Here is a 22,786-nt window from a genome sequence, read left to right on the forward strand (position 1 = left end):
GATATCGGCGAATTTTCGCTCATTTCGCAGCTGATCCCCACAGCTGCCGCGCCGTTTCCGCGCGGACCCGCCGAACAGCGGGTCAACAGGCTTGCCCAAACCCATCCGGCTGGCTATTCCCTTTCGCCATGGCGCGCTAACGCGGCCTGGCACTGCAGCAGGGCAGCTCCGATGGGACCGGATCTGGCCAGAAGAAACCGGCAGGAGGAGCGCCGGTGACCGCAGCGCCGCAACTGGGGCAGGACTAAGGACCAAAGCGTGCGGACACGTCTGGCAATCAAAATTCACGCATTTCTCGAACGGCGGTTTCCGGAACGGCGGGTGTTCCTCAAGTCTGACTCAGATACACGTTTCATTCGGCTCCGGTCCGAAACCCAGCTCATCGCCTTTGCGGGCATGGCGCTGCTGGTGGCCTGGTCTATTGTTGCCACTGCGATTGTTCTGATGGACAGCATCGGCTCCGGCAATTTCCGGGAGCAGGCCAAGCGCGATCAGATGACCTACCGCGCCCGGCTGAATGCGCTGTCAGGCGAACGCGACGATCGCGCCGCCGAGGCGCTGGCCGCACAGGAACGGTTCAACGCCGCCTTGACGCAGATCTCCTCCATGCAATCGGAACTGCTCGCGTCAGAGACTCGTCGCCGCGAACTCGAAACCGGTATCGAGGTGATTCAGACCACGCTGCGCCAGACCATGAAGGAACGCGAAACCGCCCGCGACGCGCTGGTGGCGCTGAAGCAGGAAACCGCCGCCGACAGCCCCGCCCAGATGATGGCCGTCAGCGCCCCGGTTCAGATGGAATTCATGGCCGACGCGCTGGCCGAAACCGCCGCACAGCGCGACCAGATTGAGGCCAACGCCCAATCCGCGCTTGAGCAGCGCGACGCGCTGGAACTGGAACTGCGTCTGCTGGATGAACGCAACGATCAGATCTTCCGCCAGCTGGAAGAGGCGATGGAAGTTTCTGTCGCACCGCTCGACAAAATGTTCCGCAGCGCCGGAATGCCCACCGACCGTATCCTGGAACAGGTACGGCGCGGATATAGCGGTCAGGGCGGTCCGCTCAGCCCTTTAGCCCTGTCCACGCGCGGTGAGGAACCCACCCGCGAGGAGCTGCGCGCCAATAACCTGCTGCATCAGATGAATCAGCTGAACCTCTATCGGCTGGCCGCGCAAAAGGCGCCCTTTGCCTCGCCGGTGAACCTCAATCTGGTGCGCCGCAGCTCCGGCTTCGGCTATCGCCGTGACCCCAAAACAGGCGGTCGCCGCCTGCACAAGGGCTCCGATTTCGCTGGCCGCACCGGCACCGATATCTTTGCTACCGCTGATGGGGTTGTGACCCATGCGGGCTGGCAATCCGGCTACGGAAAACTTGTTACAATTCAACATGCCTTTGGCATTGAGACGAAATATGCCCATAACTCCAACATCCGCGTCAAGGTCGGTCAAAGGGTCTCGCGCGGCGATCACATCAGTGATATGGGTAACACCGGACGGTCCACCGGGACCCACCTCCACTACGAGGTTCGGGTCAATGGCAACCCCGTAAACCCGATGATCTATATCAAGGCTGCGAGAAATGTTTTCTAAGAGCAAAATCAACGAGCCCGGCCAGAAAGCGGCCGAAGCAACCCCTGCGGCGCCTGCGCCGTCTTCCGCTCCGGTTCCGCCCGCCAGCGATTTCAAGGCAACCGCCCCCAAGGCGAAGCCGCCGGCATCCGTGCTCAGCTCGGATCTGCACATCACCGGCAACCTCAAGACCACCGGTGACATTCAGGTCGAAGGCACCGTCGAAGGTGACATCCGGGCCCATCTGCTGACCATCGGCGAGAGCGCGACCATCAAAGGCGAAGTGACTGCCGATGACGTGGTGATCAACGGTCGTATTGTCGGTCGCGTGCGCGGCCTGAAGGTGCGCCTGACCTCGACCGCCCGCGTCGAAGGCGACATCATCCACAAGACCATCGCGATCGAAAGCGGCGCTCATTTCGAAGGCTCCGTTCAGCGTCAGGACGATCCGCTGAACCCCGGCAAAGCCGCAGCGCCCCGCGCCGCAGCCCCGGCGCCAGCCCCCTCAGCCGCTGTCACCGCAGCCACCGCGGCACATAAATCCGAAGGCTGATCCCACAGCTGCCTATTCAGGCAGCCAAGAATAGCCAAACGCCGCAGGTCACCCCCTGCGGCGTTTTTTGTGTGCTGCGCACGTTACGTTACTGGCAGGCAGAGCGAACGCAACGTCGCATATGGAGAGTGCGCAACCTGAAACACTGGGCCTTGCACCTATAAGTTGCCGAATGTAGGAAATAGGTAAATTTGCATGCATCATGCGTGCCGCCCTCACAATCAGGACATATATTTTCGACAATGGCTATTTTCACCGTAAATGACCCGACAGGCACGCTGTCGCTGAATAACCTCGGCGACCTTGGCTTTGACAACATCAGCCTGAACAGCCGATCGGTCAATCAGTTGTTTTTTACCAGCCCCACTGGCACCAGCATCACGCTGACTGGGGATTTTTCATCTTCATCACCCTATTTTTGGACGATTGAGTCGATGGCGGTTAACTCCGGTGGTACACCGGTCTACGCGATCAGTGAGTTCTCAATGAACTTCTATCGCTTCAGCGCCAGCAGCGGCGCTGCCTTGGAAGCAGCCATTCTCACAGGTGATGACACAATCACCTCGAATATGGCCGAAGGAACCCGCTGGCTGGCCTACGGCGGTGATGACGTCATCAGCCTAGGTATCGGCGATGACTACGTTCACGGAGGGTACGGCACCGACAGGCTGATCATTCACGACACTTATGGCCGGGCGGACATCTCCTCGGTCTACGGCGGCGTGTGGATCGACTCTGCCGACGGGAGAGATACCCTGCTGTCGATCGAACAGCTGCAGTTCAGCAACCGTAGTTTTTCCCTGAGCGTGGACACCAGCAGCAGCACCTCAATGAGCGGCGATCGCGACAACACCCTTACCAGCGACATCATGCTGGGCGGCCTTGGCGCTGACACTTTGGCCGGGCTCTCCGGGCGCGATATGCTGCTGGGCGAAGAGGGGAACGACCACCTGATGGGCGGCGAGGGCCACGACACATTAAAAGGTGGCGATGGGCACGATATCCTCCTGGGTGGTTCCGGACGGGACTGGTTGGCCGGCGACCTCGGCGAGGACGCCATCAGCGGCGGTTCTCACGGTGACAAGCTCATCGGCGGTGGTGGTCACGACACTTTGCGCGGACAGGATGGTCACGATGTACTGCGCGGCAACTCCGGCTGGGATCAGCTCCTGGGCGGGCGCGGCAATGACCGCATCTATGGCGATGGCGGGCAGGATCGGCTGATCGGCCAAGAGGGCAATGACACCCTGACCGGCGGTGCTCATGCCGACACATTTGTCTTCCATCGCGGCTATGGCACCGACATCATCACAGATTTCACCGTCGGCGAAGATCGGATCCAGATTGGTCGCGGGGCTGACGGGATCGATGATCTGACCTTCACCAGCCAAGGCAATAGTGTTCAGATCACTTTTGCCGATGTCACCATCATGGTGGAGAACAGCACGCTGGCGCAGATTGAGGATGCGGACAACTTTCTGTTCTGAGCCTCGTCTTTGCTGAGGCAGACTGTTTACCCGAGATCACAGGCGTATCCCGCAAGGGATGCGCCTTTTTCCTAACCGTTGACGGCACAAACACAGATCCGGGTGTGAAGAATTTGCGCAACAGGCTTAACAAAGGTTAAGAATTCATTAACGGCAACCTTCCCAGACCAAAGCCTCCCGCCTAGGCTGACCGCAAAAGCATCGAAAAGATGCGTCAGGCATTCAAGCAGTAGGTCAGACCATGGCAGAACTTCTCGTCACGGCTGCGTCAAATGTGGCGCCGCCGTTCGATTTCAGTGACTTCGATTTCACCAAGGTCGCGGTCCTCAGCGCCACGGACACCCAGATCGCGGTGCAATATGGTGCCTTTGTCATGGTGTTTCAGGGCAGCTTCAGCTTTGACGAAAGTGGCAATCTGAGCCCCGACAGCCCGCTCAATGGCTTTGGCCTGTTTTATGACCAGTCGCTGATCATGTCGGTGAGCGGCTTCACCCTGCCCTCGCAGATGATTGCGGATGGGGATCTCTACGCGCTGCTGGCGGTGGCCCTCTCCGGGGATGACATCATCACCTCTGCCTGGAACGGCGGCGAGCGGATCAACGGGTTTGCCGGCAATGACACCATTCGCGCGGGTGACGGCGATGACACCATTTTTGGCGGCGCCGGTCAGGATGAGCTGGTTCTGGGAGACGGTGTTCACACCTACAGCTTCGCCTTTGACGACAGCGCCGGGGCACTGCTGACCACCACCAAGGGGCGCGACATGCTCTTTGATGTGGAAACCGTCCGGCTCACCAACCAGACCCTGCATATTCAGGAAGGCAGCGCCACGGATGAGGCCCTCCTCAGCACCAATGTCGATGACACCAACCGTTCTGACATGATCCATGGCCGGGGCGGCGACGACACGATCACCGGCGGTGCGGGCAAGGACTTCCTGCTGGGAGGCGCCGGGGAAGACAGGCTCTCCGGGGGGAAAAACGACGACTTCCTTGATGGCGGGCTTGATGATGATCACCTCTCCGGCAATGCAGGTGATGACAATCTGCGCGGCAGCCTCGGCAATGACACGTTGATCGGCGGCGCGGGCAATGACACGCTGCGCGGCGACAATGATGTGGGCCCCGATGACAACGCCGATGACCTGTTGATCGGTGGCAGCGGCCACGACAGCCTCGACGGCAACGCCGGCAATGACACGCTGAAGGCCGGCAATGGCGCCGATACGCTGCATGGCGGCGCAGGTGATGACATCCTCAATGGTGGACGTGGGCGCGATTTGATCACCGGCGATGACGGGCGCGATACTCTGGCCGGAGGCCGCGCCAATGATACGCTGACCGGAGGCGCCGGCAACGACCGGCTGAGCGGCGGCGCAGGCCATGACGTGATGCGCGGCGATGGAGGCAACGATCTGCTGATTGGCGGGCGTGGCCACGACACCTTGTTTGGCAGCGATGGGGCCGACCGGCTGATTGGCCAGTCCGGTCATGACCGTCTGACCGGTGGAAGCGGCGGCGACAGTTTTGTCTTTGCCCGCGGCTCCGGCCGTGACACCATCACCGATTTCCAGCTGGGTGAGGATCTGATCCAGATCACCCGTGGCGCCGACCGGATCGACCATCTTGGGTTTGCACAGCTGGGCGCGGATGTACGCATCACTTTCGCCAATGTCTCGATCCTGGTCGAAGACGTGACTGTCGACCAGCTGATGAATACCGATAACTTCCTGTTCTGATCAGTTACCGCTCTCAGAATATGGCCTTGGGCGCGCCTTTGTCGGTGCGCCCATTTTTTGTGCAGAACTCAGCTGAGCGCCGCCCCCTCACTCCAGCATCCAGTCCCCCTTGGGCCAGAAGGCGTGATAGGCAAAGGCAAACATCACATCATGGGGCAGATCCGCGCCATTGCGTCCCTGCACCCGAACCGACCCCACATCGCGCCCCTTGCCGACGTGTCCTGCATCCAGCGCCGAGGCCTGCCCGGCCCGCCAGCTGAGGATCACCCCGGCCTCGCGGATTTCCCCGGCCTTGGCCAAGCGCGCCAAGGGCCAGGCCCGATCCCCCACCCGCACCACACGCGCCAGCGGCGCGATACCATGGGGCGGTGGCGCGCCATCATAAAGAAACGGCCAGTTCGACCGGTCATAGCCCTGATAGGGGTTGCGCCCGTAACTACGGTTGTGGCGCGGCTCGGCCATCACCAACCCCTTTGGGTAGGCGGCCTGAAATCCCTGCCAACTGTCCAGCCAGCTCGGCAGTTGCCGCAGCTCCCGGCCAGTCATCGCTCCGACGATCCCGGTGCCGGTGGCCTGCTGCCACCAGCTCTCGCTCTCGCGGTCATACATTACCATATCGGACTGGCGCAGCTTGCCGGTGACACCAAAACTCAGGGTGCGACCAGCCACCCGCCGGTCAAAGCTCATCGCGGAATTGCACAAGGGGCAATAGGTGATTGCCACCGGGGTGCCGCTCACCCGGTCATTCACGATTTCATGCCAGATCAGGTAGCGCAGCGGATAGGCACGCGCCGCCTGCCCCGGCAGATCCAGCACCACAACCGGCTCGGCGGGGCTCAGCCCCTTCACCTGCGCGGCAGGGTGAAACGCCGGATCGCTCAGGGCCGGGATGCCATCCTTTGGCGGACCACCTGATTTGATTTCGCCCCAATCCGCAACAGTGGTGCGGCTAAAATCCGTGGTCGGCCATTCGCGCGCCCAGATGGCCGGATCAGCACGGGCCGCCGCCAACCATGGCAGCATCAACAGCAGCGACAGCACCGCCACGGCCCGATCTTGCATTCTGGATCTCTCTCTCCTGACCGCCTGTGACATCGCTGGCCTCCTTCCTGTACCCCACAGATCATGGGTTCCCCGGCCCAAATCAGGGGCACAGCTTGCCGCAAATCGGCCTCACATGCATCGCACAAGCCCGTGACAGGCGCCCGTGTCCTAGGCGGAAAACAGCAAACGGCCCGCACCAGTCAAGGTACGGGCCGTTCAAACAATGACCTGCGGATCACAAGATCACGCGAGGCAAGGCTCACTCAGTCACAGAGACCGTTTTCATCACATCGGGCTGACCGACAACGGCGCCGTTCTGACTGCCGCTGCCACGTTTGATCGCGTCGACCACATCCATGCCCTCGGTCACCTTGCCCACAATTGTGTACTGACCGTTCAGGAAATGCCCCGGCGCAAACATGATGAAGAACTGCGAATTGGCGCTATCGGGATCCTGCGAGCGGGCCATGCCGACCACACCGCGATCAAACTCCAGATCGGAGAATTCGGCCGGCAGGTCCGAGCGCTCGGAACCGCCCATGCCCGCGCGGCGCATATCGCCACCCAGCTTGCCGAATTCCACATCACCGGTCTGCGCCATGAAGCCTTCGATCACGCGATGAAAGACCACGCCATCATATTTGCCCTCAGCCGCCAGCGCGGTGATCTGCTCGACATGCTTGGGGGCCACGTCCTCGAACAGGTCGATCTTGATGGTGCCATTGGCGCCCTCACCCTCAACCGCGATCTCCAGACCGCTGGCCAGTGCCGGACCCGCCATCAGCGCAAATACCGCTGCCAGCTTATACATCGGCTGCCACCTTGACGCTGACCATGCGGTCAGGGTTCGCAGGCGGCTCACCCCGGGTGATCGCATCGACATGCTCCATCCCCTCGATCACGCGGCCATAGACCGTGTATTGACCGTTCAGGAAGTGGTTGTCCTTGAAGTTGATGAAGAACTGAGAGTTGGCCGAATCCGGGTTGGCGGAGCGCGCCGCGCCCAGCGTGCCACGGTCATGCGGCAGCTTGGAGAATTCCGCCGGAACATTCGGCAGATCAGAGCCACCGGTGCCCGCCATACGCAGGTTGAACCCGTCTTCCATGTCGCCGTGCTGCACGTCGCCGGTCTGCGCCATGAAACCATCGATCACCCGGTGAAACGCCACATTGTCATATGCGCCGCTACGGGCCAGTTCTTTCATGCGCGCGCTGTGCTGAGGGGCCACGTCGGGCAGCAGTTCGATCACCACCTTGCCGTCTTTCAGCTCCATGATGATGGTGTTTTCGGGGTCTTTGATCTCGGCCATGTGGCGCTCCTGTTCTTTGCATTTGCCCGATAGTTAAGGCCAGCGCCCGCAATTGCCAAGGGAGCTTTGGTCACAGAGCATTGACTGAGCGGCAAAAAGCCCCGAAACATCGCGCCAACACCGCCAGCGGCACAGTTTCCGCCGCTGGCGCATCAAACCAAGACCAAAGAAGGATATGATCATGGGCTGGAACGCACTCGACACGATGGACCTGGCAGGCAAGCGCGTTCTGGTGCGCGTCGATATCAACGTCCCGGTTGAGGATGGCCGGGTCACCGATGACACCCGCATCCAGCGCGTCGCCCCCACGATCAAGGATATCCTCGCCGCAGGCGGCACGCCAATTCTGCTGGCGCATTTCGGCCGTCCAAAGGGCAAGGTCGTCGCAGAGATGTCGCTGCGCCCACTGGTGCCAGCACTTGAGGCCGCGTTCGGCGCCCCCGTCACCTTTGCCGCGGATTGCCGTGGCCCCGCTGCCGAAGCCGCCGCTCGGGGCCTGCCAGCCGGTGGCGTGCTGCTGCTGGAAAACACCCGCTTCCACGCGGGCGAGGAAAAGAACGACGCCGATCTTGCCGCTGAGATGGCCAAGCTGGGCGATATCTACTGCAATGATGCGTTTTCTGCCGCCCACCGCGCCCACGCCTCGACCGAAGCGCTGGCCCGTCTGCTGCCCGCCTGTGCTGGTCGTCTGATGCAGGCCGAGCTGACAGCGCTTGAAGCCGCCCTTGGCCAACCCCAGCGCCCGGTGACAGCCGTCGTCGGCGGCGCCAAAGTCTCCACCAAGCTCGAGCTTCTGGGCAATCTGGTCGGCAAGGTCGACAATCTGGTGATTGGTGGCGGCATGGCCAATACCTTTCTCGCGGCACAGGGCATCGACGTGGGCAAATCCCTCTGTGAGCATGATATGGCCGACACCGCCCGCGAGATCCTGAGCAAGGCCGAAACTCAGGGCTGTAAGATCATCCTACCCATCGACGTCGTGGTCGCGCGCGAGTTTAAGGCCGGGGCCGACAATGAAACCGTCGCCGCCGACGCCTGCCCCGCCGATGCGATGATCCTGGACGCAGGCCCGCAGACCGTCGCCGCCGTCGCCGATACGCTTTCCGCCTCCAAAACGCTGATCTGGAATGGCCCGATGGGCGCCTTTGAAATCGCGCCCTTTGATGCTGCCACCAATGCCGCTGCACAACAGGCCGCCAGCCTCACCAAATCCGGCGCGCTGGTCAGCGTGGCAGGCGGCGGCGACACCGTGGCCGCCCTCAATCAGGCCGGGGCTGCGGCTGATTTCACCTATATCTCCACCGCGGGCGGTGCCTTCCTGGAGTGGATGGAGGGCAAGACCCTGCCCGGCGTTGCCGCCCTCGAAGGTTGAATCGGCCCCGCGGTCTGTCGTCGACCTGACGCCATCGCTGCCGCAAAAGGTTAAGATCGCAGCGATCCGCAGAGCGCATTAACCATCTGTTTACCATTCGCACCCCTGCCACCCGGTTGGGGTGCGGTTTTGCCTGAGAATGTTCAAAATTAACAATTTTTACGTTTCACAAACCATGTTGCCTGTGGCAGTATTGTTGCAGACGCCGGGCAAACTGGCGCGAGACTTGAGCAGCAGATCATACAGGCTATCCACCGTGACCCGAAGCAACCGACCCTCTCTGGGCGCATTCGTTTTCTCAACGATTGCATTCGCACTCAGCGCATATTTTACCTTTGCCGCCGTGCAGGGCGACTTCGGGTTGTTCAGGCGGGTCGAGATCCAGGCCGAGGCCGAAGCGCTGCGTCAGGATCTCGACCAGCTGAAACGCGAAACCGCGCAGATGGAAAATCTCACCCACCGGCTGTCTGATGACTATCTCGATCTGGATCTGCTGGATGAGCAGGCCCGCTCGGTCCTTGGCCTGTTGCGCGCTGATGAGATTGTCATCCGCTAACGTGCCCAGCCAGCAGACCACAGTCATCGATGTGTCACCGCCCGCAGCCCCGCTTGCGGGCGTTTTGCCATGATGGGGGAACCCTGCGCGCCCTGCCCGCCGCTTGCCATTTCGACCCCAGCGCAGACGCCTCTTAAAACCGGCATCATGCCTGCCACCTCGCCCAACGTTACCCCCGGAAAACGCCATCGTCTTTACCCCTTGGTGACCGCACGTCATAATAACACTCGCATGACGTCGTAAAATCCATTATGAACTAGTTTAGCATTAAACTATCTAGCCTTAAGGGGGAGCCCGCCACTATGGCTGCGAGAAAAAGTGTCAAGAAACCAAACGTTTCTGCCGATGAGCTGCTCGAATACTACCGCGAGATGCTGCTGATCCGGCGATTCGAGGAAAAGGCCGGCCAGCTCTATGGCATGGGTCTGATTGGCGGCTTCTGCCACCTCTATATTGGACAAGAAGCGGTTGTTGTCGGTCTTGAGGCTGCCGCCGAAGACGGCGACAAACGTGTCACCTCCTACCGCGATCACGGCCATATGCTGGCCTGTGGCATGGACCCCAACGGCGTCATGGCCGAGCTGACCGGCCGCGAAGGCGGCTACTCCAAGGGTAAGGGCGGCTCGATGCATATGTTCTCCAAGGAGAAACATTTCTACGGCGGCCACGGCATCGTCGGCGCGCAGGTGCCACTGGGTGCAGGCCTCGCCTTCTCTGACAAATACAAAGGCAACGACCGCGTGACATTCGCCTATTTCGGCGATGGCGCGGCCAACCAGGGTCAGGTCTACGAGACCTACAACATGGCCCAGCTCTGGGAGCTTCCGGTGGTTTTTGTCATTGAAAACAACCAATACGCCATGGGCACCTCGGTCCAGCGCTCGACCAAATCCCCCGCCCTGTGGAAACGCGGCGAAGCCTACGGCATCAAGGGCGAAGAAGTGGACGGCATGGATGTGCTGGCGGTAAAAGAGGCCGGCGAACGCGCCGTCGCCCACTGCCGCGCGGGCAAAGGCCCCTATATCCTTGAGGTCAAAACCTACCGCTATCGCGGTCACTCCATGTCCGACCCCGCCAAATACCGCACCCGCGAAGAGGTGCAGAAAATGCGTGAAGAACGCGATCCCATCGAACAAGTTCGCGAAATGCTGCTGACTGGCAGCCACGCAAGCGAGGATGATCTGAAGGCGATCGACAAAGAGATCAAAGACATCGTCAACAAATCCGCAGACTTCTCCAAAGAAAGCCCGGAACCGGCGCTCGAAGAACTCTGGACCGATATTTATGCGGACGATCTGCCGCAAGAAACCGCCTGAGGGGACGTAACACGATATGGCAACTGAAATCCTGATGCCCGCCCTGTCGCCGACCATGGAGGAAGGCACTCTAGCCAAATGGCTGGTCAAAGAGGGCGATACCGTAACCTCTGGCGACATCCTCGCCGAGATTGAAACCGACAAGGCCACAATGGAATTCGAAGCCGTTGACGAAGGTGTCATTGGCAAGATCCTGATCCCTGAAGGCAGCGAGAACGTCAAGGTCAACGCTCCTATTGCCGTCTTGGTCGAAGAGGGCGAAACCTACGACGCCAGTGCAGCGTCTTCCGCACCCAGCGAAGCAGCAGAATCCCCTGCGGCGCCCGCAGCCCAGTCTGCGGCACCAGCCACTGCTGTCGCGGCCCCCGCTGCACCCGTGGTTGACACAACCCCCGACTGGCCCGAGGGCACCGAAGTGGTCCAGACCACAGTCCGTGAAGCATTGCGCGATGCCATGGCTGAAGAGATGCGCGGCGACGAAGACGTCTTCCTGATGGGCGAAGAAGTCGGCGAATACCAGGGGGCCTATAAGATCTCTCAGGGTCTTCTGGACGAATTCGGCCCCAAACGCGTGATCGACACCCCGATCACCGAACATGGTTTTGCCGGCATCGCCACCGGCGCGGCCTTTGGCGGTCTGCGCCCGATTGTGGAATTCATGACCTTCAACTTCGCCATGCAGGCGATTGACCACATCATCAACTCTGCCGCCAAGACGCTCTATATGTCGGGCGGGCAGATGGGCGCACCGATGGTATTCCGTGGCCCCAATGGCGCCGCCGCCCGCGTGGGCGCACAGCACAGCCAGGATTATGCCGCCTGGTACATGCAGATCCCCGGCCTGAAGGTGGCGATGCCCTACTCCGCCTCCGACGCCAAAGGTCTGATGAAAACCGCCATCCGCGACAACAACCCGGTGATCTTCCTTGAGAACGAAATCCTCTACGGCAAATCCTTTGATGTGCCGAAGCTGGATGATTACACCGTTCCCTTTGGCAAGGCCCGGATCTGGCGGGAAGGCTCTGACGTCACCATCGTTTCCTTTGGCATCGGCATGACCTATGCGCTGGAAGCGGCGGAGAAACTGGCCGAGGATGGCATCAGCGCCGAGGTCATCGACCTGCGTACCCTGCGCCCGATGGACACCGGTTCCATCATCAAATCGGTGATGAAGACCAACCGTCTGGTTACAGTTGAGGAAGGCTGGCCGCAGGGCTCTGTTGGCAGCTATATCTCCTCCGTCGTGATGCAGGAGGCGTTTGATTACCTCGACGCCCCCGTCATCACCTGCACCGGCAAGGACGTGCCCATGCCCTATGCCGCCAATCTCGAAAAACACGCGCTGGTCACCACCGATGAGGTGATCGAAGCGGTGAAACAAGTAACCTACCGGTAAGGAGAGACAGCGATGCCCACAGAAATCCTGATGCCCGCCCTCTCTCCCACCATGGAGGAAGGCACGCTCGCCAAATGGCTCGTGAAGGAAGGCGACACCGTCGCCTCCGGCGACCTTCTGGCGGAAATCGAAACCGACAAGGCGACGATGGAATTTGAGGCCGTCGACGAAGGGGTGATCGGCAAGATCCTGATCCCCGAAGGCTCTGAAGGCGTGAAGGTCAACAGCCCCATCGCCGTGCTGCTGGAAGATGGCGAAAGCGCTGACGACATCAGCGCCACCCCAGCTGCACCTGCAGCCGCCGCAGACGAGGCCGCCCCTGCGGCGTCCGAGAAAGCTGCTCCTGCACCGGCTCAGGCCGCCGCAGGGGCAACACCAGCCCCTGCAGCCCCGCAGAGCGCCGATGGCAACCGCATCTTTGCGTCGCCTCTGGCGCGCCGTATCGCGGCTGACAAGGGGTTGGATCTGGCCCAGCTGAACGGCTCCGGCCCCCGTGGCCGCATCGTGAAGGCCGACGTGGAAAACGCCAAACCGCAGGCCGCAGCAGCCCCGGCAGCAGCCGCTCCGGCAACCGCCGCAGCCCCAGCCGCAGCTGCCTCCACTGGTCCCTCTGCCGATCAGGTCGCCCGTATGTACGAAGGCCGCACCTATGAGGAGGTCAAACTGGACGGCATGCGCAAGACCATCGCCGCCCGCCTCACCGAAGCCAAGCAAACGGTGCCGCATTTCTACCTGCGCCGCGACATCCAGCTGGATGCGCTGCTGAAGTTCCGCGGCGAGCTGAACAAACAGCTGGAGGCCCGTGGCGTCAAACTCTCGGTCAATGACTTCATCATCAAGGCCTGCGCCCTCGCGCTGCAGGCCGTGCCGGACGCAAACGCCGTCTGGGCCGGGGATCGCGTGCTGAAGATGGAGGCCTCTGATGTGGCGGTCGCCGTCGCGATTGAGGGCGGCTTGTTCACGCCCGTCCTGCAGAACAGCGACACCAAATCGCTCTCGACGCTGTCGACGGAGATGAAAGACCTCGCCAAACGCGCCCGCGACCGCAAGCTTGCGCCGCATGAATACCAGGGTGGCTCTTTCGCGATCTCCAACCTCGGCATGTTCGGCATCGACAATTTCGACGCCATCGTGAACCCGCCGCACGCAGGCATCCTTGCCGTCGGCGCCGGGGTCAAAAAACCGGTTGTCGGTGCAGACGGCGAGCTGGCCGTGGCCACCGTGATGTCGGTGACCATGTCCGTCGACCACCGCGTCATCGACGGCGCCCTTGGCGCCGAACTGCTGAACGCGATCAAGGACAACCTCGAAAACCCGATGATGATGCTGGCCTAAACCGCCGCCAGCATTGACAGGTACAGAATTAAAAAGGACCGGGTTATCCTCGGTCCTTTTTTGTGTCTTGAGTAATTGGTTCGAAGGGCCTGTTCGGACATCCCCTGGAGCGCCGCAAGCACCGTTAGGTGTTCACGAGTGTAACCTCCTCGCAGATTGAGGACTTTACAAAGTCGTCGGCTATTGCGGCACAGAAGGAGATCCAAGCCACATGCTCACTGGTAGAGCCTCCCGTCGGCGCGAGCGCGAGCTCAGGCTAACAAAACTCACTCAGTGCGGGCACGGTGGCGGCTATGAATTGAACGTCTGCTTGGCTCAGCCAGTGCTGCCTCAATTAGCCTGTACTCCCTTCGATGCGCTTTTATTCATCCTCGCCGTCAAATGAGGTCTGAATAAAGAGCAGAACGCCCGCGCTCCAAATATCCTTGAACCCATTCCTTGCTACGCAGGAGAGATGTTGTCTTGGTCGCAACCGGAAGCCTGTCAATCATGCTCAAAACTGGCAGGACCGCTGCATCAACAGCTGTGGGGGTATCCCCAAGTATGAAAGCGTCTGATCCGATGATCTGGCCCAACGCGTCCAAATCGTTTTCTGCCTTTTGAAGACGTTGCTCTTGCGACATCAAAGCGACGCCGTTGCTCAACAGTCCGGATCTTACAGTTCTACGCGCCATACCGGATACAAGTTTCCGTATTGGTCCAGGAACCTCCGCGAAGAAAACTGGCCAGATATGAGCCCAGTTTTGGTCGTCCAGCCACCTGTCATAGATAAGCGATAGCCGTAGGCTTTCTTCAACCATCCGGATAACGGCATGTCCGAGAGATTTCTGTTCATCTGTGAGGTTGAGGTAAAAATCTGCGCCTTGGCTGGTCAGCCAGTTTTCTATCAATTCACTATCAGGAATGAGCTGTCCCTTCACTCGCAGAACCGGCAGCTTTCCATGTGGCATCGATGACGGGTTGGCAATGTTTTCGCGTTGCCAGATTTGGCCTGACATCTGCAGCAATATCATGGCTTTTACGCAAAATGGGCTGTGGCTCGGTTCGTCAAAACTGGGCGGAAATGTGAGTAGTTTCAGCATAAGAAGTCCCTTTACTATCAGTTCCAGCAATATTCTGACATCATGCCAAAAACTGTCATGAGGATGCGTCATCAGCCGAATTTTCAGGCGGCATCAACTGCAGTAAACCATCCCGATCTGCGAACAACCGCTCACGACTGTAAGGCGACCGCCCACCAGCCCCGGAGGTCATCACTCCGATGGACCCAGGCCGATCATGGACGAACATTCAAACTCGGCCACTTAGGGTGGGGCTGATCACAAGCGCCCCCGCACTCGAACAATGACAATTGAGACTGGCAAAAGCAGGTCTGATCCTTGCGACAGATCAAAAACAGCCATTGATTACTCTAAACTCACAGGTAAGTTTGCCCCGCGTTGCCGACATCCACAGGGCGTCATCACACTCAAAACGGTTCAAAGAGCGCCGACAGTGTTATCTTTGTGATTGAGGCCGCACTATCACCCTCCACCCCACGAAAAAAGGGGCCGCCAGCGCCGCCCCTCTCCATCGTCATCTTTCCAAAAATACTCACAAATGCACCAATGGCGGCACGCGCACCGCCCGCCATGTTCAGACCCGCAGAGCGGCGCGGCCTATTGCGGCTTGCCGCCTCCCAGCACCTGATTCATGCTCACTGACGGCTGATCGCAGCCCGCCTCGCCGACGATCTTGGCCGGCACGCCCGCCACGGTCTTGCAGGGCGGGATCTCCTGCAGCACCACCGATCCGGCCGCAATGCGGCTGCAATGGCCGACCTTGATGTTGCCCAGAACCTTGGCACCGGCCCCGATCAGCACACCATCGCCGATCTTCGGATGGCGATCTTCCTCTTCCTTGCCGGTACCGCCGAGGGTCACCGAATGCAGCATCGATACATTGTCACCAACCACAGCGGTTTCACCGATAACAATGGAATGGGCGTGGTCGATCATAATGCCGCGGCCGATTTTGGCCGCCGGATGGATATCGACGCCAAAGATCTCGGAAATTCGCATCTGGAAGAAATAGGACAGGTCGTAATCACCCTTCTGCCACAGCCAATGGGCGACCCGGTAAGCCTGCACCGCCTGATAGCCCTTGAAGTAGAGGATCGGCTGCAACAGGCGATGGCAGGCCGGATCACGTTCATAGACCGCCATCAGATCGGCACGTCCAGCGGCAATCAGATCCGGGTTTTCCCCATAGGCCTTGTCGACAATTTCGCGCAGGATCACCATCGACATCTCATTGGAGCAGAGCTTGGCCGCAATGCGATAGGACAGCGCCTTCTCAAGCGAGGTGTGATGCAGGATGCAGGCATGGATCAGCCCGCCCATCAGCGGCTGGCGGCGCACGGCGTCCTGCGCCTCGGTGGTGATCTGATCCCAAACCGGATCAACGGAACTAACGGCGTGGCGCGTCTCAAGCATGGCTCTGCCTCCTGTGTTGCGACCAGATTACCTATGTAAGCGCAAAAAGGCCAACCGCAAATCCGTGATGACAGCCATCGGATCTGCTGATCTTTCGCCTAGGTTCAGCAGATATGGTCGGGCAGCCCGTTGATTTTACGGCCATCCACGCGCAAGATCAGGCCACATGCGTATCCGCACAGCCTCTGTGCGGCACGAAATGTGAGCGCGCTGACAGCCTGTGCCAGCGCGCTACCCCCTTCGATCCTCACAGCCGCGACACCCGGTGGCGTCAGCGCAGCGTGGCACCGGATCACTCCGGATTATGCCTGACATGACGCGCCAATTGGGCCAGCACCAGCCGGGTACAGGACAGATATTGCGGCGCATCGTAAAACGGCTCATCCGCCAGCGGGAATTTCCGCGCCGCAGCACTCAGGGAGCCATCCCCCCAGTCCGGACAGAGCCGCCGATGGCGGCGCGAATGGCGCAACGCCTGCCCGGCCCCGGCAAAGATCCGCTCGCACAGCACGCGCCGCTGCGCCGGGGCCACCGCCAGCAACGCCCGGGCGGTGCTGGTGATGTCGCCGGGCAGGATAGGACGCCGCATCCCCGTCCCGCCTCAGGCGAGCCGTAGGGCCGTGGCCGCGCCCGCCCCGTAGCGGGCCGAGACTTGCGCCACCTCGACGCGATCGCCCGGCGCCACCGCATCCGCTGTCTGGGCCGCCACCGGATAGCTCCAGCCGGGACTGTCCAGCAGCTCCTCGCGCAGCACGTCACTGCCGCGCAGCACCCGCAGGCGGTAGCGCTCCAGATCCTCGCCCAAGGGGATCTCCGCCAGATCCCAGCGGTCGCCGTCGGTGCGGCTGCGGCGGATCCAGTCCAGCCCGACCGCACCGGCGCCCAACACGCCTTTCTGGCGCAAATGCACCGGCGCATAGGGGCGCAGACCTTCACCGGCAAAGGCCGCCTCCAGATGCACATAGCTCGGGTCATCATAGGCACGCCGGGCGGTGCCGATGCGGTAGTGACGGCTAAGGCCGCGCTGATTGGCAGCCAGAGTGATCTGCTGCGGCGTGCCATCCAGCGCCACCACATAAGACCCCTTGGGCCAGGCCACCGGCATCCGCGCATCGCTGCCCTGCTGCCCACGCAGCCGGTCGCGCAGCAGATAGCGGCCCGGCGCGATCAGCTCGGCCTTGGCAAATTGCAGCAGCTCCCAATTGCCGGGGCTGCCATCGCCAATCGCCACCAGATTAGCCCCGTTCAGCACCGCTGCCCGGTCCCGGCTCTGGAATTGACCCGTGATCATATCGACTTCCAGATCTGCACCGCGCTCCCAGCGGCCCAGCGCGCCCGCAGGCAGCACCGTGTTGGTGATGGCAATGGTGGAGGCCGCGGCCACAACCTCTTCCAGCACATAATCCGCATCACTCTGCGCGCCATACAGGGCAACGCTCCCCGGCCAGGGCTGCGCGGTCACTGCCAGATGCGGCGCATGGGGCACCTCATCGCCGCCAATCAGCGGCAGATCCATGAACAGTGGCAGCACCGGCACTGGAGCCGCAAAGGCGGTGACACCGGGCAGTTCCTCCGGCACTGGTGCAGGCTGGTAGTTCTCCGGCTCAATCCGCACCGCCTCGATCAGCTGTGCCGCGCCCTGTTCGACCCGGTCGATCCGGTACCGGGCCTGCGCACGGCTGCCAACCTCCGGACCTGCCTCTGAGCCTACCTCCGGGCCTGCCTCTGCCCCGGCAAGCGGCAGGCGGATCACATCGCCCGCGCCCAGCGCCATAGCCGAGGGCGGCAGCTCCAGCCGCAGGGTATCACGGGCCATACGGGCCTCGCTCAGCCAGCGCTCCACCACCTGCCGCCCCTCGGCGCGGGTCAGCGCCATCGGCAGCTCATTGTCGCTCACCGCATGGGTGGCCTCATCGGGCAGCACCGCCTCCTCGCCGCGCAGATCATGGCGCCCGCCCCATTCGACAAAGCGCAGCCGCATCCGCCCGGCCAGCTCGGCCTCCGGCGCGCGGGTCTGTTCCAGCACCCCGTCCAGCTCCTGCCCCTCAACCAGTTGCGCCAGATCCAGCGCTGCGTCCTGTCGCCCATTGCGCAGGCGGAACCGCAGCAGCCCGTCGCGTTCGATGGCATCCACCCCGTGGCGCAGCAACAGTGGCTGCAGCGCGGCGCGCGCTTCACCAACGTCGCTGATCGCATAGCCGCGCACCAGCGCTGGCAGGTCACTGACATCAATCGCCGCAACACCCGAGGCGGCACAGATCTCCTCCAGCACCGAGGCCAGCGTGCGCTGCCCCACCCGCCCGTTCAGCCAATGGCCGCGCAGGTAATTCTCCCCGTCGCTCCAGACCTCCACCGCATTGGGAAAGGTCGGAAACGGCCGCGCGTCCCAGGCCCAGACATAGGCGTTCGACATATCCAGCATCAGGCCGTCATAGACCTCGGAGACGGGGTTTTTCCCCTCCTCCTGCCAATAGCCCAAAAGAGCACGCAGATAGGCCAGCTGCATCATGTCATCGCGCTGCCCGTCAGAGAATTTCGGCAGTTTGGATTCCGAGCTTTTGGGATCCAGAAACTTATTCGGCTGATTGGTGCCCTTGTCGATGGCGGCACAGCCCAGTTCGGTGAACCAGATCGGTTTGCTCTGCGGCTCCCATGCCGTGGGCAGCGCGGCACGTTGCCCGTTGATCCGGTCATGATGCGGCTTGGACCACCAGCTGCGCAGATCCTTGTAACGCCAGATCCACGGCTCATCATAGGCGCCATCGGTGATCGGGGTGCGGATCTGGGCCGCCTCGGCCTCGGGCGAGTGGTAATACCAGTCATAGCCCTCGCCGCCTTCGATATTGGCGCGCAGATACCTGAGGTCATAGATATTGGGCGCGCCCGCTTTGGCGTCCAGATGATCCTCCCCCTCGCGCCAGTCGGACAGCGGCATGTAATTGTCGATGCCGATGAAATCGATCTGCTCATCCGCCCACAGCGGATCGAGGTGGAAATAGCGATCCCCCTCCGGGCTCTGGTAGCCCCAGTATTCCGACCAGTCGGCGGCATAGCCGATCTGGGTGTCCGGCCCGAGGATCTGGCGCACCTCCTGTGTCAGCGCCCGCAGCTCCGCCACCGCAGGAAAGCCTGCCTCATCGCGGATCTGGGTCAGCCCACGCATCTCCGAACTGATGCAGAACGCCTCCACCCCGCCTGCCGCCGCACAAAGCGCGGCATTATGCAGGATAAACCGCCGCAGCCCCCAATCCTCCAACGGGCCACTATAGGTGACGCTCCCGTCAGCCACGGTGAAATCCGCCGCCGTTGCCGTGCCAAAGAACTGCTGCACCTCCATACGCGCCGTAGCCGTGCCATCGGGGCTGCCGGGCTGGCCCGGTGCCCGTGACAGGGTAATCCGTCCACGCCAGGGCAGATGCGCCTGTCCCGGCTCACCGCTCCAGGGATCGGGCAGATCATTGCCCGCCATCTGATCCATCAGGATAAACGGGTAGAACATCACCCGCTTGCCCTGCGCCTGCATTGCGCGAATGGCCTCGATCACCGAGGCATCGGTGGGGGTGCCGCCGTATATGGGTCTGTCATCCTGCCGCGCGATCAGCTCGGCCTCTGTGCGGGCCAGCCCGGCCACTGACCAGGGCATATTCGCCCCCTCGATATGCTGCCGCTCCACCTTCGGTTTGACGGTACAGGCCCCACAGCGCAGATCATTGCCAAACCACGACACAATCAGCGAGGCCGCGCCACAGGCGGGCAGCTCCTCGCCAAGTGTCGTCAGCGAAGTGACCAGATCGGTCTCCCCCGAGGGGCTGTGCGAATTGGCGGGCTTGGCCTGTCCCGGCCCGTGGTCGTAATGCACCGGCGTGCTGGCCAGCGCGTATTCCCCGGTCCCCGGCATCAGGGCAACCCCCTGCACCAGCTGCGGCAGATCCAGATCATAGGTGCTGGAGGCCGGTTGCTCTGCACGCAGCACCTCAAACGAGAATTGCGGCACCCGGTTGCCAAAACGCTCCAGCGCCAGGTTCTCCATCACCACATAGGCGGTACCACGATAGGCGGGCACCTCGCCCGCACCCTCCACCGCCTCAATCACCGGATCGGGGAGCTGGTCCATGGTGCCGCGATAGACGGTCATGTTCAGATCCTTAGGCGCGACCTCCTCCCCATCAGCCCAGACCCGCCCGATGGAGGCGACCTCTCCGGCGCAGACCGCCACCGCCAGCGAGACATCATAGCTGTAGCTGGTGACCTTGGGCTGGCGCGGACCGCCGCCCTTGCCACCGCCGCCACTGGTGGTGGAGGTCTCGCGGAACTCAGACGCCCAGATCACCTGCCCGCCCACCCGCATCCGGCCATAGACCTGCGCAATCGGCTGGCCATCGCTGGCATGGGTCAGGCGGAAGCGTTCCACCCGGCCGGTCTCCACCGGCTCACTGCCCGCCCCCAGCAGGCGGCTGTCGATGGCGCGTCCGACGGTGGCGCCAAGTGCGCGGCCAATCGCTACCGAGGACAGACCCGCCACAGCCCCCCCAACCGAGCCGCCAAGGGCCGCCCCCGCCGCAGAAAGAAGAATGGTCGCCATCACGTCACCTCATCAGCATCAACATCAGGAAAGGAAAACCGCGCCACGATCCGCCGTCGCCACGGCTGGCTCAATGCGCTCTCGACCACACCGTGGCCGCTATAGGCATGGATGAACCGCGGCATGGTGCCGGCTTCAGTTTGCAGCGCGATATGTTTGGCCACCGCCCCCCGGCGCATCCGAAACAGGATCACGTCACCGGCGCGCGCCTCATGCAGCGGTCGGGGGCTGAGATGGCGCAGAGCCGCCTGCCACAGCGCCTCTTCGCCCTGCGGTTCGGACCAGTCCATCGTATAGCCCGGCACCGCCTCCGGCTCCTGGCCGTAGACCTCGCGCCAGACCCCCCGGATCAGGCCGAGGCAATCGCAGCCAGCACCGCGCCGGGCGGCCTGATGCACATAGGGCGTGCCCAGCCACCCCCGCGCCGCTGTAACCAGCTGGGCGCGCGATATCCCCGTGGCGCCGCTCATCTGCGGCTACCGCCGGTGTTATTGCCGCTCTGGCGCGGCACGCTCATCACCCAGTCTTCGCCGGGGATATCCGGAAAGCCCTGAAAATTGACGCCATTGTTAAACTTCAGCCGGCAGGTCTTCAGCCGCTTGTCGCAGCCCGCTGCCAGATGCAGCAGATCGCCGGGGCGGATCTGCGCCCGCAACGGCTCCCACAGGGTCAGCTGGCGGTGCTCTGCGTTCGGATCCGGGGCGCTTGCGTCCTGTCCCAGCCGTCCGACCTGCTGACGGTCCTGCTTGATCCAGCCCCACAGCCCCGCTGCTGCACCGCTCCTCACCGTGAGACGACCCGACGTGAACCAGTTCGGCTCAAACCCCGGCAGGGCGGCAAATCCAAAATACTGCCCCTCACGGATTTCTTCGGCGGCCAGCTCCATCGTGTAACCCGGCGTTGTCATGTCAAAGCGGCAGGCGCCATCGCCCAGCACCGCCGTGCAGGGTTTCTGGTAGATCCGCCCCATCGGCTGATTGAGCGCCTCCGTCAGGCCGCGCAGCTCCGCCTCAAATGCGCCACCGGCACGGCGGATCTGGCCAAAGCTGCCGCGAAACTGCAACCAGCGCACCGAGACATCGGCCCAGTTCACCAGCCAGCAGCGCACCTCGGCGCCGTCAAAGCGCCCGGCCTCGATCTCGTCTTCGCGGATGGCGGCATCGCTCAGCGCACCGAGCGCCTCGGTGTTGTCGACCGCCAGCCCGGTGGCCTGTTGCAGGCTGCGCGCCGTCAGGCCTGTGCCTGCGCGAAACAGCAGACCGGCCTCGCCCTCGGCAGCGCTTTCGAACCGTAGGTCGCGGTCATGATCGGTAAAGCCAAACCGCACGCCATCGCTGCGGGTCACCAGCCAGCAACGACACAGCGTGGTCAGACCGCTGGCCACATGGGATTGAAACGCCTCGCTTACCCCCGCCATCAGACCCGCACCTCCACCACTGGGACATTGGGCACGTCGCCCGCCTGAAAGGACGCCACGCTGGTCTGGATCCGGTCGGTGTCAAAGCGCACCGGCACATCAAACTCAAACCCCGCCTTCACCGACAGGCCCGCCTCTGGCGGATGCGCCAGCGTGATGGTGCCAAGGGCGCTGTCGAGCGTGTAGTCAACCGTCTCCTGCAAGGCGTCCTGCTCAATCCCGATGCGCACGCTGCCCGCCACAGGTTTCGTTATCGGACGCTGATAGGCAAAGCTGCCTGAGCGATAGGTCTTGCTCAGCTGGAACACCTGCTGCGCCCCGTCGCCCATGCCGATCACCTGATCCCCAAAGGTCACGTCCTGCGTGGCGCGGGCGGATTTGTAGTCGGACCAATCTTTCCAGCGGAAACCATACATCTGGCCTTGCCGTGCCTCGAAAAAGGCAATCAGCGCCTCGATATCCTCCAACCCCCGCAGACCCAGCCCCGCGTCATAGCGGCGCCGCGAATGCGCCCAGGGGGTGTTGCGTTCCTCATGCCCATTGGCAAGCGTCACCACATCGGTGCGCCGCTCCGGTCCGCCGATTGAGCCGAAGCTCAGCGATGCGGGAAATCTGACCTCGTGAAAATTCATCTGCT

Annotated in this window: 19 protein-coding genes; 9 read left to right on the top strand and 10 right to left on the bottom strand. The window is 62.1% G+C overall.

What is annotated here, in order from left to right; genetic code table 11:
* Nucleotides 1-258: 258 nt before the first annotated feature.
* The 4 genes from J4721_RS06285 to J4721_RS19890 all read left to right on the top strand — a co-directional run bounded on the left by J4721_RS06285 (nucleotide 259) and on the right by J4721_RS19890 (nucleotide 5,347).
* Nucleotides 259-1,590 (top strand): M23 family metallopeptidase, encoded by a 1,332-nt coding sequence (locus tag J4721_RS06285; RefSeq protein WP_014874843.1) that lies wholly within the window; start codon nucleotides 259-261, stop codon nucleotides 1,588-1,590.
* Nucleotides 1,580-2,122 (top strand): polymer-forming cytoskeletal protein, encoded by a 543-nt coding sequence (locus J4721_RS06290; RefSeq protein WP_014874844.1) that lies wholly within the window; start codon nucleotides 1,580-1,582, stop codon nucleotides 2,120-2,122. Before J4721_RS06285 ends, J4721_RS06290 begins: the two co-directional genes overlap by 11 nt.
* A 242-nt stretch (nucleotides 2,123-2,364) precedes the next feature.
* Complete coding sequence (locus J4721_RS06295) at nucleotides 2,365-3,609, top strand: calcium-binding protein (protein WP_102854722.1); 1,245 nt, start codon at nucleotides 2,365-2,367, stop codon at nucleotides 3,607-3,609.
* Nucleotides 3,610-3,850: 241 nt separating this feature from the next.
* On the top strand, nucleotides 3,851-5,347 hold the full coding sequence (locus J4721_RS19890) for a calcium-binding protein (RefSeq protein ID WP_211002466.1): 1,497 nt from the start codon (nucleotides 3,851-3,853) through the stop codon (nucleotides 5,345-5,347).
* Nucleotides 5,348-5,434: 87 nt separating this feature from the next.
* Here J4721_RS19890 and J4721_RS06305 read toward each other — a convergent pair whose 3' ends face one another.
* From J4721_RS06305 to J4721_RS06315, 3 genes are all read right to left on the bottom strand, one after another.
* Nucleotides 5,435-6,409, bottom strand: coding sequence for a DUF3179 domain-containing protein (locus J4721_RS06305; protein WP_211002465.1), 975 nt, complete (start codon nucleotides 6,407-6,409; stop codon nucleotides 5,435-5,437).
* 241 nt (nucleotides 6,410-6,650) lie between these two features.
* Nucleotides 6,651-7,202 carry a peptidylprolyl isomerase gene (locus J4721_RS06310; protein WP_211002464.1) on the bottom strand — a complete coding sequence of 184 codons (552 nt, stop codon included), beginning with the start codon at nucleotides 7,200-7,202 and terminating at the stop codon, nucleotides 6,651-6,653.
* Nucleotides 7,195-7,701, bottom strand: coding sequence for a peptidylprolyl isomerase (locus tag J4721_RS06315; protein WP_014874849.1), 507 nt, complete (start codon nucleotides 7,699-7,701; stop codon nucleotides 7,195-7,197). Before J4721_RS06315 ends, J4721_RS06310 begins: the two co-directional genes overlap by 8 nt.
* Before the next feature lie 181 nt (nucleotides 7,702-7,882).
* Between J4721_RS06315 and pgk the strand changes: the two genes are divergently transcribed.
* The 5 genes from pgk (at nucleotide 7,883) to J4721_RS06340 (ending at nucleotide 13,676) form a co-directional block, all read left to right on the top strand.
* Nucleotides 7,883-9,073 carry a phosphoglycerate kinase gene (gene pgk / locus J4721_RS06320; protein ID WP_211002463.1) on the top strand — a complete coding sequence of 397 codons (1,191 nt, stop codon included), beginning with the start codon at nucleotides 7,883-7,885 and terminating at the stop codon, nucleotides 9,071-9,073.
* Between the two features lie 256 nt (nucleotides 9,074-9,329).
* Nucleotides 9,330-9,629, top strand: coding sequence for a septum formation initiator family protein (locus J4721_RS06325; RefSeq protein ID WP_014880143.1), 300 nt, complete (start codon nucleotides 9,330-9,332; stop codon nucleotides 9,627-9,629).
* Between the two features lie 302 nt (nucleotides 9,630-9,931).
* Nucleotides 9,932-10,945 (top strand): pyruvate dehydrogenase (acetyl-transferring) E1 component subunit alpha, encoded by a 1,014-nt coding sequence (gene pdhA / locus J4721_RS06330; RefSeq protein ID WP_211002462.1) that lies wholly within the window; start codon nucleotides 9,932-9,934, stop codon nucleotides 10,943-10,945.
* 16 nt (nucleotides 10,946-10,961) lie between these two features.
* Nucleotides 10,962-12,341 carry a pyruvate dehydrogenase complex E1 component subunit beta gene (locus tag J4721_RS06335; protein ID WP_211002461.1) on the top strand — a complete coding sequence of 460 codons (1,380 nt, stop codon included), beginning with the start codon at nucleotides 10,962-10,964 and terminating at the stop codon, nucleotides 12,339-12,341.
* Nucleotides 12,342-12,353: 12 nt separating this feature from the next.
* Nucleotides 12,354-13,676 (top strand): pyruvate dehydrogenase complex dihydrolipoamide acetyltransferase, encoded by a 1,323-nt coding sequence (locus J4721_RS06340; protein WP_211002460.1) that lies wholly within the window; start codon nucleotides 12,354-12,356, stop codon nucleotides 13,674-13,676.
* Nucleotides 13,677-14,053: 377 nt separating this feature from the next.
* On the opposite strand, the gene J4721_RS06345 is transcribed toward J4721_RS06340, so the two are convergent.
* The 7 genes from J4721_RS06345 to J4721_RS06375 all read right to left on the bottom strand — a co-directional run bounded on the left by J4721_RS06345 (nucleotide 14,054) and on the right by J4721_RS06375 (nucleotide 22,781).
* Complete coding sequence (locus tag J4721_RS06345; RefSeq protein WP_211002459.1) at nucleotides 14,054-14,830, bottom strand: glutathione S-transferase family protein; 777 nt, start codon at nucleotides 14,828-14,830, stop codon at nucleotides 14,054-14,056.
* A 504-nt stretch (nucleotides 14,831-15,334) separates the two neighbouring features.
* The gene (gene cysE, locus J4721_RS06350; protein ID WP_014880158.1) at nucleotides 15,335-16,150 is read right to left on the bottom strand and encodes a serine O-acetyltransferase; all 816 of its coding nucleotides are present in this window, start codon (nucleotides 16,148-16,150) and stop codon (nucleotides 15,335-15,337) included.
* A 292-nt stretch (nucleotides 16,151-16,442) separates the two neighbouring features.
* Nucleotides 16,443-16,739, bottom strand: a complete 297-nt coding sequence (locus J4721_RS06355) for a hypothetical protein (protein WP_102876737.1) — start codon at nucleotides 16,737-16,739, stop codon at nucleotides 16,443-16,445.
* 12 nt (nucleotides 16,740-16,751) lie between these two features.
* Nucleotides 16,752-20,732: a glycoside hydrolase/phage tail family protein gene (locus J4721_RS06360; protein ID WP_211002458.1), complete on the bottom strand. Its 3,981-nt coding sequence runs from the start codon at nucleotides 20,730-20,732 to the stop codon at nucleotides 16,752-16,754.
* Nucleotides 20,732-21,202 carry an NlpC/P60 family protein gene (locus J4721_RS06365; protein ID WP_211002457.1) on the bottom strand — a complete coding sequence of 157 codons (471 nt, stop codon included), beginning with the start codon at nucleotides 21,200-21,202 and terminating at the stop codon, nucleotides 20,732-20,734. The genes J4721_RS06360 and J4721_RS06365 overlap by 1 nt, the downstream gene beginning before the upstream one ends.
* Nucleotides 21,199-22,149: a DUF2163 domain-containing protein gene (locus J4721_RS06370; protein WP_211002456.1), complete on the bottom strand. Its 951-nt coding sequence runs from the start codon at nucleotides 22,147-22,149 to the stop codon at nucleotides 21,199-21,201. Before J4721_RS06370 ends, J4721_RS06365 begins: the two co-directional genes overlap by 4 nt.
* Nucleotides 22,149-22,781: a DUF2460 domain-containing protein gene (locus J4721_RS06375; protein ID WP_102870048.1), complete on the bottom strand. Its 633-nt coding sequence runs from the start codon at nucleotides 22,779-22,781 to the stop codon at nucleotides 22,149-22,151. The genes J4721_RS06370 and J4721_RS06375 overlap by 1 nt, the downstream gene beginning before the upstream one ends.
* Nucleotides 22,782-22,786 lie beyond the last annotated feature (5 nt).

Source organism: Phaeobacter sp. HS011 (assembly GCF_018101215.1).
Lineage (GTDB): Bacteria > Pseudomonadota > Alphaproteobacteria > Rhodobacterales > Rhodobacteraceae > Phaeobacter > Phaeobacter inhibens.

What these genes read in the sequence shown, in the direction of transcription:
- J4721_RS06290 (WP_014874844.1), top strand. Translation starts at nt 1,580, where the DNA reads ATGTTTTCTAAGAGCAAAATCAACGAGCCCGGCCAGAAAGCGGCCGAA.
- J4721_RS06295 (WP_102854722.1), top strand. Translation starts at nt 2,365, where the DNA reads ATGGCTATTTTCACCGTAAATGACCCGACAGGCACGCTGTCGCTGAAT.
- J4721_RS19890 (WP_211002466.1), top strand. Translation starts at nt 3,851, where the DNA reads ATGGCAGAACTTCTCGTCACGGCTGCGTCAAATGTGGCGCCGCCGTTC.
- J4721_RS06305 (WP_211002465.1), bottom strand. Translation starts at nt 6,409, where the DNA reads ATGCAAGATCGGGCCGTGGCGGTGCTGTCGCTGCTGTTGATGCTGCCA.
- J4721_RS06310 (WP_211002464.1), bottom strand. Translation starts at nt 7,202, where the DNA reads ATGTATAAGCTGGCAGCGGTATTTGCGCTGATGGCGGGTCCGGCACTG.
- J4721_RS06315 (WP_014874849.1), bottom strand. Translation starts at nt 7,701, where the DNA reads ATGGCCGAGATCAAAGACCCCGAAAACACCATCATCATGGAGCTGAAA.
- pgk (WP_211002463.1), top strand. Translation starts at nt 7,883, where the DNA reads ATGGGCTGGAACGCACTCGACACGATGGACCTGGCAGGCAAGCGCGTT.
- pdhA (WP_211002462.1), top strand. Translation starts at nt 9,932, where the DNA reads ATGGCTGCGAGAAAAAGTGTCAAGAAACCAAACGTTTCTGCCGATGAG.
- J4721_RS06335 (WP_211002461.1), top strand. Translation starts at nt 10,962, where the DNA reads ATGGCAACTGAAATCCTGATGCCCGCCCTGTCGCCGACCATGGAGGAA.
- J4721_RS06340 (WP_211002460.1), top strand. Translation starts at nt 12,354, where the DNA reads ATGCCCACAGAAATCCTGATGCCCGCCCTCTCTCCCACCATGGAGGAA.
- J4721_RS06345 (WP_211002459.1), bottom strand. Translation starts at nt 14,830, where the DNA reads ATGACGCATCCTCATGACAGTTTTTGGCATGATGTCAGAATATTGCTG.
- cysE (WP_014880158.1), bottom strand. Translation starts at nt 16,150, where the DNA reads ATGCTTGAGACGCGCCACGCCGTTAGTTCCGTTGATCCGGTTTGGGAT.
- J4721_RS06355 (WP_102876737.1), bottom strand. Translation starts at nt 16,739, where the DNA reads ATGCGGCGTCCTATCCTGCCCGGCGACATCACCAGCACCGCCCGGGCG.
- J4721_RS06360 (WP_211002458.1), bottom strand. Translation starts at nt 20,732, where the DNA reads ATGGCGACCATTCTTCTTTCTGCGGCGGGGGCGGCCCTTGGCGGCTCG.
- J4721_RS06365 (WP_211002457.1), bottom strand. Translation starts at nt 21,202, where the DNA reads ATGAGCGGCGCCACGGGGATATCGCGCGCCCAGCTGGTTACAGCGGCG.
- J4721_RS06370 (WP_211002456.1), bottom strand. Translation starts at nt 22,149, where the DNA reads ATGGCGGGGGTAAGCGAGGCGTTTCAATCCCATGTGGCCAGCGGTCTG.
- J4721_RS06375 (WP_102870048.1), bottom strand. Translation starts at nt 22,781, where the DNA reads ATGAATTTTCACGAGGTCAGATTTCCCGCATCGCTGAGCTTCGGCTCA.